This window comes from Brevibacillus sp. YAE8 (genome assembly GCF_057543335.1).
In genome coordinates, this window is sequence record NZ_BAAIYG010000001.1 from 480,616 (window position 1) to 494,127 (window position 13,512).

A 13,512-nucleotide genomic window follows, 5' to 3' on the forward strand; every position below is an offset into this window, starting at 1 on the left:
CGAATCGTCAAAAGCCGTACACGGACATTCCGCCGTCTACCGCAATCGTTTGACCGGATATGTAGGCAGCCGCATCGGACGAAAGGAAAATCGTAGGGCCAACCAAATCTTCCACATCGCCAATCCGTCCGCTTGGAGTCCGCTGCAACACTTCTTGCACAAACGCCTCGTCATTCAACAGCGCTTCCGTCAGCGGCGTGCGGAAATACCACGGCGCAATCGCGTTGACATTAACGCCGAATTTGCTCCACTCCAGCGCAAGCACGCGCGTCATCTGAATGACGCCTGCCTTGCTCGCTCCGTAAGCCACTCCCGTGCGCAGCGCCACAAGCCCTGCGACAGACGCGATGTTGACGATCCGTCCGTAGCGCTGCTCGCACATCGTCCTCGCGGCAGCCTGGCTCAAGAAAAACGCCGCCTTCAGGTTCAGGTCCATGATGCGATCCCACTCTGCCTCGCTCACTTCATGGGCTTTTTTCCGGATGTTCATGCCTGCGTTGTTCACGAGGATATGCAAGCCGCCCAAAGCGTCCAGGGCTTGGGCTACGACTTTTTCCGCCGCCCCTGCTTCCGTCACATCCGCTGCGATCGGACAAGCTACCCCGCCATTTGCCTCAATCGCTTGCACGACTTCCTGCAAGTCCGACTCGGTTCGGGAGACGACCGCAACCTGTGCGCCTGCCTCCGCCAGACCGACAGCCAGCGCTTTTCCGATGCCCCTGCCCGCTCCGGTAATGATTGCTTTTTTTCCAGTCAAGTCAAATCGTGTCATTGTTTTCTTCTCCTCCATTCCCGTTAGAGCATTCTCCATCCATCGCCTTTTCCCCTGTCTTTTGCTACAATATACCTGTATGGAAAGGAGGCAGTCCGTTGCGTTTGTACAGTCAAATGACTCTCGCTGAGCTGCAGGAGGAGATGGAACGCCTGCACGTGGAAGCCGAGGAGAAAAAGAAACTGGGTGACGAGTCACAGCTTGCCATTATTACGCAAAAGTATTTCATGGCGAAGTCGTATTACTTGGGGACGGGAGAATTTCGCATTGGCGGAAAGTACAGTGTCGCCAACTACGATCAGCCGTTTACCATTGATTATTTCAACGGCGTGTTTGCCTGGGGCCGCTTTCCTGATTCGGACGAGCAGACCGGCTTTCCGGTCGGCATGCTGGAACTTTGGTACGACTAATGAAAAAAGAGATCAGCGCCGACGAGCATGCTGATCTCTTTTTTTGCTGGCCGAACACGAGCCCCGCCGCGTCTGGATATACTACTGGCAAAAACGAAAGCGAGCACAATCGCCATGGACGTCATCAATCTTGCGCTGCTGCTTTTGCTTGCGCTCGGCATCGTGGGAAATAATGCGACCGTCTCGATCGCGGTAGCGCTGCTTTTGCTGATGCGGCTTCTGTCGCTGGAACGGTTTTTCCCGGTGCTTGAGCAGCATGGCTTGCAGATTGGCATCATCATTTTGACGATCGGCATTCTCACGCCGCTTGCGAGCGGAAAAATCACTCCCGCCTCCATGCTGGACCTGTTCACCCACTGGCAAACGGTGCTGGCCGTCGTCATCGGCGTGTTCGTCGCCTACCTGGCGGGAAAAGGAACGGCGCTGATGGCTGGCAATCCGTTGATCGTCACGGGACTGCTTTTCGGAACGATCATCGGCGTCACGTTTTTCCGCGGCGTCGCAGTCGGCCCGCTCATCGCTGCCGGGATTCTCGCGTTCATCCTGCAATTTTTGCCCAAGTAAAAACGTCAGCCCCAGCGCTCTTTGAGCGACAGGCCGTAAGCCACTATTTGCTCAGGCGTGACCAGGCGAAAGCCTTGCTGCGGACGGTAGTCAATCGTCAGCGCCTCCGAGCCGATGTACGCGATCGTCTCCGGGTCGAGCAACAGCGTCATCCCCTCGACCTGTATCACCTGATCCTGCGGTGTCACCTCATCGAGCCAGAGCGCGTATTCGACCGTCATTCCACAGCCGCCTACCAGCTCGCCGTTGATCCGCACCGGTCGCGTCGCTTTTTGCAATTGGTCTACAGCTTCCTTCGTCAGCTTGATTCTCACCGTGTTTCCACCTTCCTGCTTGCTTTTTCCAGCACTTTTGTATGCATCATCTCTCTGATGATAGCATACAATGCTTGAAAGGCAGCGGAAAGGACGATCATCTATGAACATTTACGAACAGGACGGCATGTTTGTCGCAGAAACCCAGTTTCAATCCGAGCATGTTGTCATCTTCGCCAAATCGTGGGAAGAAGCCAAGGAAAAATTGCTCGTTCGGCTTCTGGTCCTGGAAATGATTGGTTGAAACGAAAGCGGGTCGTTTTTCATGACCTGCTTTTTTCACCCTCTCAACAACTAAAGCATTTCCCCATTTCCCCTCGCTGGCCTGTTCCAATGGCAAAAGGCAAGGAGCATTCATGACCATGACAACGATTACTTCTCTCGACCACCAAGGACTCGTCGCCCAGATCAGGCGGCAAACGGACATCGCCAACCGCAACAACGTCACCCGCACCCAGGCGTATCTCAATTTTTACCGCCAGCATGAGGAAGTCCACTGGGCGCTGCTCGCCCACCTCGTCTCGCGCAACGGCGGTTGGAACATGACCGATTTGAAAGGCGAATGGCTTCCCGCCATCTTGGACGAAGCGGAAATCGAGCCGTTTTTCTGGATGCTGGAACGAAGCAACTGGCTGATTTTTTACGATGCCTACCCGCAACTGCTCCTGTATGCCGAGATGAAGCGGCGTGGCGAGGATTTGACTTCGCTGCTCGCACCACTTGGCGTCTCCGTATTCATGCAGCCGTACTGGCAGGAGTTCCTCGCGTCAGGCGACAGCTCGCGGCTCACGCGCGCCCTGATCGTCAACGAACAGCAGTACATTGAGCAGCGCGTCGTACATAAACCGTTTACGATGAAACGCATTTTTTCCACGTATGCGTTTTTTACGCAATCGCTTTTTTCTCTCAACCAGATTTTGTTTCCCTACAAGGCGCACCCTACTGACAAAAGACTGAGTATCGCCGGAGTGAACGTCCATCATTTTCCGGATCTCATCCAGCGCATCGCCATCGGGAAGACTTTGTACCAGCTTTTGTTCGCAGATCGCCAGCGGCTGGAAAAAATGCGCACGTTTTGCACGCGCATCCCGCATACCGGCTCGCGCGCAGACTATTGGCCGCATCTGTTTACCCCGCGCCGCCGCTCGGGGCAAGCGGACAAAGGCTACGAGCTGCGACTGGAGGGCGACCAGCTAATGCCCGGACAGCCCAAGCTGTACAGTCCCTCCTTGCACGCCGTCTGGGCTGACGTCGAGCACGCGCCCGCCGATGGCGGCGACTGGTTCCGGGACGAAAAATGGCATCAGGAGGTGGAAAAGCCCGCACAACTGCCTGCGATTGACGCCGCCTCGTACATGCGGGCTTTGCACTGGATGGAATACGGCGTAAAATTGGTGACAACGTTCACCTGAGTATGGAGGCCACACCTCTATGTACGACGCCCGCAGCGATCTGCTTGCCCATCAACGTGACTATCTTTTGTCCTGCCAGCTTCCTGGCGGGGCTTTTCTGCTGGGACCTGGCCGGGATCAGATCAATCCGTATTTTACCAATCTGGCCTTGATCGCGCTTGTCCGGCTGCAAGAGTGGGAGGCGGTCCGCGCTTACATGGATTGGTATGTGCAGCATTTGAATGCGGAGGGTTACATCAACGACTTTCGCCTCGATCGCGGACAAGAGCTCGACACGGGGGCAGCCGACAGCGAAGACAGCTACCACGCGACTTTTTTCTCTGTCGTCGCGGAGTGGACCCGCAGCACAGGCGATTGCTCCTGGCTCGAAGCCAATCAGGACGTGCTCGCGTACTTGCTGCAAGGGATTGCCCGGCTGCAGCAAACAGACGGCCTGACCTGGGCCAAACATTCGTTTCGCGTCAAATATTTGATGGACAATTGCGAGGTCGCTAAAGGACTGGATGACGCGCACTACTTGTTTGCCTCGCTCGGCAATGCGCTGCTGGCACAGGAGGCTTCTGTGCGCGCCGCCGCCTGCAAGGCCGGAATTGCCGGCATGTACAGCCGCCTGCGCCGTTCGTACGCGATGTACGACCGCTCCCATCCCGGCTGGCGAAAATGGTATCCAGATGTCACCTCACAGGCGTTTCCAATTGTGTACAGCTTGTGCGAGCCTACAGTCCCCTCCATGCTCTATGAGCGGATAACGAAAGCATTTCCTCGCTTCGATACGTTTGTGACTGGCGACACGTATCCGTGGATGGTCATGGGCGTGTGTGCCCGCATGATGGGAGATGAGCAGCGTGTGCGCAACATGCTTACTGTTGCGACAGACCTGTACATATACGGACCGCGGCAGCCCTACTGGCTGATTCACGAGGCGGGACGGTTTGTGGAGTTGTTGCTTGGCGAGTAGATTGGCTTAGCTATCGGCCCGCTCCCGTTCCCCGTACAGCAGTTGTTCCACCCAGGTGTAGCAGGTCATCAGTTGCTTGTCGTCGATCAGCTCGGAGCGATGCTCGAACATAATTTTGACATCCGAGTTTATCTCCCTCACAATCCGCAAGTAGTCTTCGATTGGCGCCCAGCCAAATTCAGGCTTACAGGCTGGCAGCACAGGATAATGATTGTGGGAAAAAACATCCGTCGCTTTCATCGTCCACAGATGGAGACTTCACCACTCGCCTCGAATCGAAGTGCGGGTCGATTTTGTCTTGCAAAAATAGTCGGCCGCTGTCCAGGCACAGCTTGATCTTCGGATATTTCATAAGCAGTTTTTCTACCACATCTGTCTCATATACGTACCGATTGAGCGCATCAAATTCCAAGACGGGGACAAACTGATACGCCTCTCCCTTTTCGCTAAGCCAAGCAAACAACCTCTCGCTTCTTTCCACAAAAGCGGAAATTGAATATTCCGATTCAAAAACGTACTCGCTGGCGTCTGCAAAGCGCCACTCTTGCCAATCGACGCGATCATCCAAAATGACGGGCTTTGGATAATGGAACAAAACATAAACGGGCTTGAGCACTTGCATGTACTGCAATTCGCGCTCGACAAGCGCAAATGCTTCGCTTCGCAGTCCATCATCGGGGTGCATGAACAACGCGTCCCTGAATGGAGATTCTCCCGCCCTGAGGGGAAAATGAACGCCGATCTGAAAACCGTTAACTTGCGCTTCCCGCTGCAAGGTTTGAACGTCTTCTTCTGCGGCAAGCAGACACGCCTCGATTCCGTAAAACCCTTTTTTAAAGTCTCGTTTGTACTTTTTGTGATCGAATTGACCGTATTGGCCAATCATGAAGTTGCGCATGTGCATATAGTGACGCTCCCTTTTTCAGACCTGCCTGGCAATTTTTGCTTCCAGTCAGATTCTACCACAAGATAACTCAGACAAAAAAAGCAACAAACTTCGACCGCTAGAGCCTGCATTAACCCCTGCTTGCCCGGCTGCAAAACAAAAAAACGCGAGAGCCCCTCGCGCTTTCTACTTGTTATTCGGCTTGCTGTCTTTGTCGTGCGAGACGACGAGAAACGGCGTCAACTCTCCATCCTCCCAAAAAAACGGCAACACGGCAATCGGCACCTGGCCTTTGGAGGCAAAATCGTAGGTCAGGCGGGCGAGCAAGTTCGCGCCGACTTCCCCTGTCATGTCCGCTACGATCAGCACATCCTGATGCGGAATGGCCACGCCGAGCGAGTCTCCACGTTTTTCTTGGTCAAACCGGCGCAGCAGAGAGTCCAGGAGAATCCGGCTTGCCGCGTAGCCGTCCGGCGGGCTGATAAAATGAATCCGGTTGCCCGCCACTTCCTGCGTTTTCACCGTGTACGGCAGCTTTTGCAAATTGTCCATCGCGTACTGGTGGAGCTGTTCGTTTGTCCAACCAGCCTGAGTAAGCAGGTCCGTCTCAATCAGCGCGTAGCCTTCGCCACGGTCAAGCGCATACAGCACGCGCGTATCTGCTGTGTGCTCCCGGACGACAAAGCGACCGGGAAACTTCTCGGCGATAGAGACATGGCGCAGGACAGGATACACGTTTTGTTCCTGCCCGATCAGAGTCAGTCCTTTTTCCTGCATGGCGGTAGTCCCCCTCATCGTTTAGTCCCAAGGCGGTGTATCGTCGACGGCGCTTGGCATGCTGACCATTGGCTGGGCGTAGTGGCTGCTGCGCTCCTCGATCTCCTTGACGACCTCGGCCAATGATTTTGGCTTCGCAAACTCCACCGGAGACACTCCCCGCTCAAACTGGAGCTGCTCCCCCTCCAACACGACCAAATACCGTCCGTTCACCTTGGCAATGTGCAAATTCGAGCCGTAATCGGCGAGCAGCGTGCGAATTTGCATGTGATCGAGCTTGAATTTCAGTTCGACTTCCGGCTGGCGGTCGGTAATGATGTGCATCGCTTCCATGACCGTCTCGTGCTCCCACTTCTCCGCCAGCTCCCGCTTCGGGCTTGCTGCGATCAGTTCGATCGCTTCTTCCTCCCGCACCCTTTCCTCGGATTCCTCAGGATACGTGTATTCGATATGCTGACGGGCCAAGGAAATGACCTCATCGGAGACGAGTTGCGTCACCGTTTGCGGATATTCAATAAAGCGCAAAAATTCCTCGAAGTAGCGCGCATGGGAAAACTGATGGATTTTCACATGATACGGATCGTTCATCCCGGATTCGATCATGTACGGATACATCAGCGACTTCATGTTTTTCGCATTGATTGCCATACGCACATTGGAAATCAGGCTCTTTTCATCCGTAATGACTGCTGTTTTCTGTTCAAAATCGCATTTCAAAATAAACACGTAGCGCTCATCAAGCAGCTCCAGGCGCGTGCGCACGACAATCAGCACGCCGCCCCGCACCTGCGAGGTCCGCAAGTACGACTGCACCAGCTCCTGGCACGGCTCCTTGCTCTCGCCGGGCGTCTCGGCCGCAAGCAAGCGGTTCAGCAGCGCGTAGTTCGGATTGGAGTCGAGCGGATGTCCCGGCTCCACCACGAATTGGCCGAGCTTGGTCGGCGTCCCTTCCGTCTTCGGATTCATTTCGACCTTGCGTTTGGCGATGCGGGCAAACTCCCCGTCCAAAAAGTCGCGAAGCTCGCTGCGCTGATATTCATCATGGCCCAGGTAGCGCGTCATGCGCACCTGCTTGATGCCGTCTTCTTCCTCAGGCTGTTCAATCAAATAAAAGGATAACCAGTCAATGATAAAATTCATACTCGTCGCTCCTGTCTACATGTACCGAACCTGATTATAGCAAACCTGCACGAAAAAAGGTCAGGCTTTTTCCATTCGTGGTAAGATGACAACAGGAGGAGAAGCGGCTATGTGGACGCACGTAAAAGAATGGTGGACGAACACCTTCCTGGACAAGCCCTATCGCCCGGGCACGACGATCGGCGCTTATAACATTCAGCACGTACTCGGGATGGGCAGCTACGGAATCGCCTATCTCGCCACCCACACGCCTACAGGAGAACAGGTCGTGCTCAAGCAGGTCAAGCCCAGCCTGCGCCATACGCCAAAGGGAGCGGCCATGCAAGCGTATGAGCGCAAGGTGCTGTCCTCCTTGTCCCATCCGCAATTTCCTCGCTGCCTGGACGCCTTTACGTATCGCAAAGACTCGTTTCTCGTGATGACGTATTTGTCAGGGCCTACTTTGGAGGAGATGCTGTTCGAGCGCGGCATCACAGTGGATGAGTACGAGTGCGCCCGCTACATGCAGCAGATCGGCCAACTCGTTGCCCATCTGCACGACCAGGGGCTGATCCACCGCGATGTGCGCATTCCAAACGTCATCTGGCAGGACGGACAGCCGTATTTGATCGACTTCGGGCTGGCGCGGTTCATCGGCGACAAGCCGACGTACATGGCCGAATCGCTCAGCGCCTATCCGTCGGAAAAACAGTTGAAGCGCGAAGTGGCGCCTGCCAGCGATTTGTATGCGCTTGGGCACTTTTTCCTGTTTTTGCTCTATTCCGGCTACTCTCCCGAGGAAGGCGCGCCGGAACGCAGTTGGGAGGAGGAGCTAGCGCTGTCTCCAGAAATCCGCAGCATGATTCGCAAGCTGCTCCAGATGGACGAGCCTTATGGCAGCGTTCGCGAATGGCTGCAGGAGCTTGCGCTGTACTTGCAACGCCACGAGCGCAGCGAGAGTCGCCCGCAGCAAACATGACCCCGGCAAAAGCAGAGCGCCGTCCCGACAACGGCTGCTCTGCTTTTTTATGTGCATGGACAGCAGCCAATTCCCAGTGAGGAAAAAGGGGATTTTTGTACATGTTGGATAATAATCACTCCCATTTTTATGACACCCCGTCGAATAGATTATCGGCTCCAAATCAACTATCCTATTTGTAACCTGAATATTATAAATTTTCATTCGCTGTAAAAAAGGGGGCATCATATTGAGTCATACTCCACTGCACACACGAGAGAACAAAGAGCAGTATGAGTTGAAAAGAGGGGCTGCGCGCAAGGCACATGTCGATGATTGCCATCGGCGGCTCCATCGGTACAGGCTTGTTTCTCGCCAGCGGCTCGACGATCCACTCCGCAGGGCCAGGCGGTGCGCTTGCGGCTTACGGCTTGATCTGCATCATGATTTACTTTTTGATGACAAGCCTGGGCGAGATGGCTACGTTCCTGCCCGTTTCCGGGTCGTTTAGCTCGTACGCTTCCCGCTTCGTCGATCCGGCGCTTGGCTTCGCGCTCGGCTGGAACTACTGGTACAACTGGGCGGTGACGATCGCCGTGGAGATTTCCGCTGCCGCGCTCATCATGAAGTTCTGGCTGCCGGAAAGCTCTTCCTTGCTGTGGAGCGCGTTGTTTCTCGCACTTTTGTTCGCGCTGAACTTCCTCTCCGTCAAAGCGTACGGCGAAGGGGAATACTGGTTTGCACTCATCAAAGTGATTGCGATTATCTGCTTTATCGCGATCGGGCTGATGATGATCGTCGGCATCATGGGCGGCGAAGCGGTCGGCTTTAAAAACTTCACGGTCGGCGACGCTCCGTTTCACGGCGGCTTTATGGCGATGATCGGCGTGTTCATGGTCGCGGGCTTCTCGTTTCAGGGAACCGAGCTGGTCGGTGTCGCGGCTGGCGAAAGCGAAAACCCGCGGGTGAACGTGCCGCGAGCTATCCGGCAAGTGTTTTGGCGCATTTTGCTGTTTTACATTTTGTCCATTGCAATCATCGGCCTGCTCATCCCGTACACAGACCCGAACCTGATGAGCGGCGATTTGGAAAACATTTCTGTAAGCCCTTTCACGCTCGTCTATGAAAGAGCGGGGCTGGCGTTCGCGGCCTCCGTGATGAATGCGGTAATTCTCACGTCCGTTTTATCCTGTGGCAACTCCGGGATGTACGCCTCGGCGCGGATGCTGTGGATTTTGGCGATGGAAGGCAAAGCCCCGAAGTTTTTGCGCAAAATCAACGCGCGAGGCATCCCGACACGCGCGCTGTACGCGACTACGGCGGTTGGCATGCTCGCTTTTCTGGCGTCGCTGTTTGGCGACGGCGTCGTGTACATGTGGCTGCTCAACGCCAGCGGCATGTCCGGGTTCATCGCCTGGGTCGGCATCGCTATTTGCCACTACCGCTTCCGTAAGGCGTATGTCGCCCAAGGCCGCGATCTGAACGACTTGCCGTATCGGGCAAAAGCGTATCCGTTTGGCCCCGTGTTCGCCTTCATTCTCTGTACGGTGATTATCGTCGGGCAAAACTACAGCGCATTCACAGGCGAGACGATCGACTGGAACGGCATTCTCGTCTCCTACATCGGCTTGCCCATGTTCCTCCTGCTCTGGCTCGGCTATAAATTCGTGAAAAAGACAAAGGTGATTCCTTTGCAGCAGTGCAATCTCACCCGCGACGAGCATTAGGCAAAAAGAGCAGGGCACCGCTTGCGTCGGCTGCTCTGCTCTTTCCTTTGTTTTTGGTTACTCGGAAATCGGCTCCTGCTTGGCCGCTTCCATCTTTTCCTTCAATTCTCCTGCTTCGCGGCGAAGCACCTGCCGCTCCTGCTTCGACAAAACCTCTCCGCCGACCGTGCCGTTCACCAGCAAATCCTCTTCATACAAGCGATCTTTGCGCATGGAAACCTCCTGCAGACAAGATGTGTACCTCTTGTCCTACTTTGTTCCAAAGCCGCCCTTCTTATGTACGCGTTTTGAGGAGGAGCCGCTTTTCGCGGCAACCGGCTTGCCCGCTTCCGGCTGGCGGTTTTGCGGTCTGCCTTTTGCCGTTGGCTTGCCTGCTGGCTTTCGCTCCGGTCGCGGATCTTCCAGGGCGCCGTGCGACATCACTTTTTCTGCGATGGCAAGCTCTGTCTGTTTGGCGAACTTCTGGATGATAAACCGCTCCTGCGGACTGATGATCGAAAAGACGAGCCCGGCGCGTCCCATCCGTCCCGTGCGTCCGCTGCGGTGAATGTACGTATCTGCGTCTGGTGCCGGGTCGTAATGCACGATGCATTCCACTTCCGGTATGTCAATGCCGCGTGCGGACACGTCTGTCGTAATCAATACCGGGAACACGCCGTCCCGGAACTGCTGGAGCGTCCGCGCCCGCTCTTCCTTGGACGCATCGCGATGCAACAGTCGGCAGGCCAGATGATGGTAGTTCAGTTTGGAAACAATCTCGTCCACTTTTTCGATCTGGTTGACAAACACGATCGAGGAGCGAACATTGACGAGCCGCAGCAAGCGTCTGAGCGTGTCCACTTTTTTGCGCGGATCGGAGACGAGGTACAGATGGGCGACTCCGGCTGCGCCTTCTGGTGCTTGCGCCCGCACAAGCACAGCGTCTTTTGTAAAAGCTTTGGCCGCCTCGACAATTTGCTCGGAAATCGTCGCGGAAAACAGCAGACGCTGAGTGTCGCGCAATGTTTTTTTCATCACTTCCTGGACCGGCTTGCCGAAGCCCGCATCGAGCATTCGGTCCGCTTCGTCCACGACTACCGTTTTGACTTCGTGCACCTTCAGCTTTCGCTGCTCGATCAGCTCCAGCAGACGGCCTGGCGTGGCGACAACCAGCACCGGCTTTTTCTTCAAACGCTCTACCTGGCGCTTGACATCGACACCGCCGATGATCGGAACGACCGCATGATCGGCTCCTGGCAACAGCTTTTCGGCTTCTTTCGCAATTTGAACGACCAGCTCATGCGTCGGCGCCAGCACAAGCGCCTGCACGTCCTTTTTATCCAGATCCATTTTTGTCAGCAGCGGCAATAAATAGGCAAATGTTTTGCCTGTCCCTGTCGGAGATTCGATCAAGGCGTCCCGCCCGGCTGCGATCAACGGGATCGCTTCTGCTTGCACGGGGGTCGGCGTCTCCATTTTTCGTTCGCGCAAAATCGCAACAAGCGGCGCGCTAATTTGTAAATCAGCAAACGTGGTGCTCACAAGAACCCTCCTGGCGTATATTCGTACATTGGGTAAGCTTACCACACTTTGCCCGTGTATAACAGAGGGCCTGGCTCACGAATGACCGCTTGCCCAGGCTGCAAGTCCCGGATGTGGAAAAACAGGCGAAATCCGTGTTTCGGACTTCGCCTGGCGTGCTTTACCCGTTGTTCGAGTCCTTACGGGTTTCCTGCTTTTCGGCCAGGTCGTGACGGTCCCGACTCGTCGTCTGGTTGCGTGTGCCCTTGTCGGGATTGTTCCGATACTCCTCTACTTCCTGTTGAAAAGCTTCATCATAGCCGCGCACAGCCATCACCTCCCGCTTCTATTTTCCCCCTGGTGATCCTTTATTATTTTGCTGAAACTTTTTACCCATTCATTCGTCCTTTTATAAGGAATAACCAATCATATTGTCAGATGGATGTGGAGGACTCATGCAAACCTTGTCACGCGCGCGATCGCGCAAGCTCGCAACACGAAAAAGACCTTGGCGCTGGGTAAAGCGCCTGATACTGGCGTCGGCCTTGACTTGCACTACGCTTGCACTCATCGGGATCATCTTTTTGTTTGGCACCAGAAGCGGCGAGGAGCTGCGCGAGTGGGCGGCAGGGACGCTCCTGACGACGCAGCACGACTACTGGGCACCGTACACGTTTTTGCCGGAAGAAAAGCTCAACGCCTTGAAGCAACAAATCCGCAACCCGGAAGTCATCAACTCCGAGCCTGATGAAACAGCCAAGCCGGAAGAATCGCCGCAGGAGCAGCCCGTGGTCGAAACGCCACCGGAAAAGCCGAAACAATTGATCGAGGTGGAAGACATCGACGTTTCCAAAGGCAATTACTACTTCAAAGGAAAAATCATGTACATCAGCGACCCGAAACGGGTACAATTAGTCGTCACCAACCGCAAGGACCGCGGCGATCTGCTCGACGAGTTCGTCAAAAAGACAAACGCCATCGGTATCGTCAACGCGAGCGGCTTCTCCGACCCGGATGGCTACGGAAAAGGCGCCAAAGCATACGGCGTGGTGATCCACGACGGGAAAATTCTCCAGGGCTACAATCCGAAAAGCGGAGAAACTGCCTTGGGCATCACCTACGACGGCAAGCTGATTACCGGCAGCTATACGGCCGAGCAATTGGTGAAAATGGGCGTTCGCGATGCGATGAGCTTCCGCCCGCAACTGATTGTGAACGGGAAAAACTTGTTCAAGGACAAGCCTGCGAAAAGCTGGGGCATCCAGCCGCGAACAGCGATTGGGCAAAAAGCGGACGGCACGATCGTCTTCGTCGTCATCGACGGCCGCCAGCCTGGCCACTCAATCGGCGCGAGCATGAACGACCTGGCAGAATTGCTGGAAGAGCGCGGCATCGTAACCGCCATGGCGATGGACGGCGGCTCCAGCTCGATGATGCTGTACAACGGCGAGGCGATTACGAAAACGTCTTGCCCGTATTACCGCGGCCGCTACCTCCCGAACGCCTGGGCGGTGATTTAGCCCTCGTCAGACGGTCGACGAAAGGAGCTGCCATGGACTACGTCTTTCATTACAGTGAAGACCCTTCGATTGCGACGTTTCACCCGCGCGCGCATCCCAGCCATCCCAGCCTGCCTCCTTCGGTCTGGGCAATCGACGCGGAACGCGCGCCGATGTACTACTTCCCGCGCGACTGCCCGCGCATTGCTTTTTATGCCAAAGCGGATTCGACTGCGGCAGACAAGGAGCGCTTTCTCGGCCTTGGCAGTGCCAGGATGGTCATTGCGATAGAAAGCCGCTGGTACAGTACGCTTGCCACGACCGTGCTTTACCAGTACACGTTTGCTGCCGATCTGTTTTCCTGTCTCGACGAAGGGGCGGGCTACTTCGTCTCCAGCAAGTCCGTTCAGCCTGTGGAGGTCACCGCGATGGGCAACTTGCTCGCCCGGCTCGCGCAGGCGAACATTGAACTGCGGATCACCCCGTCCCTGATGCCGCTAAAAGCAGCGCTGCTCGACAGCAGCCTGCAATTTTCCATGATTCGCATGCGAAACGCCGTTACCTGATCGCTTTCCACGTAGTTTTTTGCCAAATGAAACAGGCAGTCCACACGAAT

The 13,512-nt window shown here is 55.4% G+C and carries 17 protein-coding genes; 9 read left to right on the forward strand and 8 right to left on the reverse strand.

Annotated features, from left to right (window positions below):
• Positions 1 to 7 precede the first annotated feature (7 nt).
• Positions 8 to 772 (reverse strand): SDR family NAD(P)-dependent oxidoreductase, encoded by a 765-nt coding sequence (locus AC27IT_RS01720; RefSeq protein ID WP_005835740.1) that lies wholly within the window; start codon positions 770 to 772, stop codon positions 8 to 10.
• Positions 773 to 870: 98 nt separating this feature from the next.
• Between AC27IT_RS01720 and AC27IT_RS01725 the strand changes: the two genes are divergently transcribed.
• Positions 871 to 1,182: a YfhH family protein gene (locus AC27IT_RS01725; RefSeq protein ID WP_005835742.1), complete on the forward strand. Its 312-nt coding sequence runs from the start codon at positions 871 to 873 to the stop codon at positions 1,180 to 1,182.
• A gap of 114 nt (positions 1,183 to 1,296) precedes the next feature.
• Positions 1,297 to 1,746 (forward strand): DUF441 domain-containing protein, encoded by a 450-nt coding sequence (locus AC27IT_RS01730; RefSeq protein ID WP_025845972.1) that lies wholly within the window; start codon positions 1,297 to 1,299, stop codon positions 1,744 to 1,746.
• A 5-nt stretch (positions 1,747 to 1,751) separates the two neighbouring features.
• Here AC27IT_RS01730 and AC27IT_RS01735 read toward each other — a convergent pair whose 3' ends face one another.
• Complete coding sequence (locus AC27IT_RS01735; RefSeq protein WP_025845973.1) at positions 1,752 to 2,060, reverse strand: iron-sulfur cluster biosynthesis family protein; 309 nt, start codon at positions 2,058 to 2,060, stop codon at positions 1,752 to 1,754.
• Positions 2,061 to 2,163: 103 nt separating this feature from the next.
• Between AC27IT_RS01735 and AC27IT_RS01740 the strand changes: the two genes are divergently transcribed.
• From AC27IT_RS01740 to AC27IT_RS01750, 3 genes are all read left to right on the forward strand, one after another.
• Positions 2,164 to 2,304, forward strand: a complete 141-nt coding sequence (locus AC27IT_RS01740; protein WP_007786995.1) for a hypothetical protein — start codon at positions 2,164 to 2,166, stop codon at positions 2,302 to 2,304.
• 112 nt (positions 2,305 to 2,416) lie between these two features.
• A complete protein-coding gene (locus AC27IT_RS01745) occupies positions 2,417 to 3,472 on the forward strand; it encodes a DUF2515 family protein (protein WP_487091550.1) in 1,056 nt (351 codons plus the stop codon).
• 19 nt (positions 3,473 to 3,491) lie between these two features.
• Positions 3,492 to 4,430: a hypothetical protein gene (locus AC27IT_RS01750; protein WP_487091551.1), complete on the forward strand. Its 939-nt coding sequence runs from the start codon at positions 3,492 to 3,494 to the stop codon at positions 4,428 to 4,430.
• A gap of 184 nt (positions 4,431 to 4,614) precedes the next feature.
• On the opposite strand, the gene AC27IT_RS01755 is transcribed toward AC27IT_RS01750, so the two are convergent.
• The 3 genes from AC27IT_RS01755 to AC27IT_RS01765 all read right to left on the reverse strand — a co-directional run bounded on the left by AC27IT_RS01755 (position 4,615) and on the right by AC27IT_RS01765 (position 7,233).
• Positions 4,615 to 5,334 carry an apurinic/apyrimidinic endonuclease family protein gene (locus tag AC27IT_RS01755; protein WP_310670308.1) on the reverse strand — a complete coding sequence of 240 codons (720 nt, stop codon included), beginning with the start codon at positions 5,332 to 5,334 and terminating at the stop codon, positions 4,615 to 4,617.
• Between the two features lie 168 nt (positions 5,335 to 5,502).
• Positions 5,503 to 6,093: a DUF1444 family protein gene (locus AC27IT_RS01760; RefSeq protein WP_327920047.1), complete on the reverse strand. Its 591-nt coding sequence runs from the start codon at positions 6,091 to 6,093 to the stop codon at positions 5,503 to 5,505.
• A gap of 21 nt (positions 6,094 to 6,114) precedes the next feature.
• A complete protein-coding gene (locus AC27IT_RS01765; RefSeq protein WP_007786985.1) occupies positions 6,115 to 7,233 on the reverse strand; it encodes a DUF3900 domain-containing protein in 1,119 nt (372 codons plus the stop codon).
• A 109-nt stretch (positions 7,234 to 7,342) separates the two neighbouring features.
• Between AC27IT_RS01765 and AC27IT_RS01770 the strand changes: the two genes are divergently transcribed.
• Both AC27IT_RS01770 and AC27IT_RS01775 read left to right on the forward strand, forming a co-directional pair.
• Positions 7,343 to 8,191 (forward strand): serine/threonine protein kinase, encoded by an 849-nt coding sequence (locus AC27IT_RS01770; protein ID WP_025845981.1) that lies wholly within the window; start codon positions 7,343 to 7,345, stop codon positions 8,189 to 8,191.
• 305 nt (positions 8,192 to 8,496) lie between these two features.
• The gene (locus tag AC27IT_RS01775) at positions 8,497 to 9,897 is read left to right on the forward strand and encodes an amino acid permease (RefSeq protein WP_051353887.1); all 1,401 of its coding nucleotides are present in this window, start codon (positions 8,497 to 8,499) and stop codon (positions 9,895 to 9,897) included.
• A gap of 57 nt (positions 9,898 to 9,954) precedes the next feature.
• Here the strand turns inward: AC27IT_RS01775 and AC27IT_RS01780 are convergent, their stop codons facing one another.
• The 3 genes from AC27IT_RS01780 to AC27IT_RS01790 form a co-directional block, all read right to left on the reverse strand.
• On the reverse strand, positions 9,955 to 10,110 hold the full coding sequence (locus AC27IT_RS01780) for a hypothetical protein (RefSeq protein WP_005835761.1): 156 nt from the start codon (positions 10,108 to 10,110) through the stop codon (positions 9,955 to 9,957).
• 36 nt (positions 10,111 to 10,146) lie between these two features.
• Positions 10,147 to 11,418 carry a DEAD/DEAH box helicase gene (locus tag AC27IT_RS01785; protein WP_005835763.1) on the reverse strand — a complete coding sequence of 424 codons (1,272 nt, stop codon included), beginning with the start codon at positions 11,416 to 11,418 and terminating at the stop codon, positions 10,147 to 10,149.
• Positions 11,419 to 11,578: 160 nt separating this feature from the next.
• Complete coding sequence (locus AC27IT_RS01790) at positions 11,579 to 11,725, reverse strand: hypothetical protein (RefSeq protein WP_165328990.1); 147 nt, start codon at positions 11,723 to 11,725, stop codon at positions 11,579 to 11,581.
• A 127-nt stretch (positions 11,726 to 11,852) separates the two neighbouring features.
• On the opposite strand from AC27IT_RS01790, the gene AC27IT_RS01795 reads away from it, so the two are divergent.
• A complete protein-coding gene (locus AC27IT_RS01795) occupies positions 11,853 to 12,917 on the forward strand; it encodes a phosphodiester glycosidase family protein (RefSeq protein ID WP_007786976.1) in 1,065 nt (354 codons plus the stop codon).
• A gap of 32 nt (positions 12,918 to 12,949) precedes the next feature.
• Positions 12,950 to 13,462 carry a DUF6886 family protein gene (locus AC27IT_RS01800; protein ID WP_007786974.1) on the forward strand — a complete coding sequence of 171 codons (513 nt, stop codon included), beginning with the start codon at positions 12,950 to 12,952 and terminating at the stop codon, positions 13,460 to 13,462.
• Positions 13,463 to 13,512: the final 50 nt, after the last annotated feature.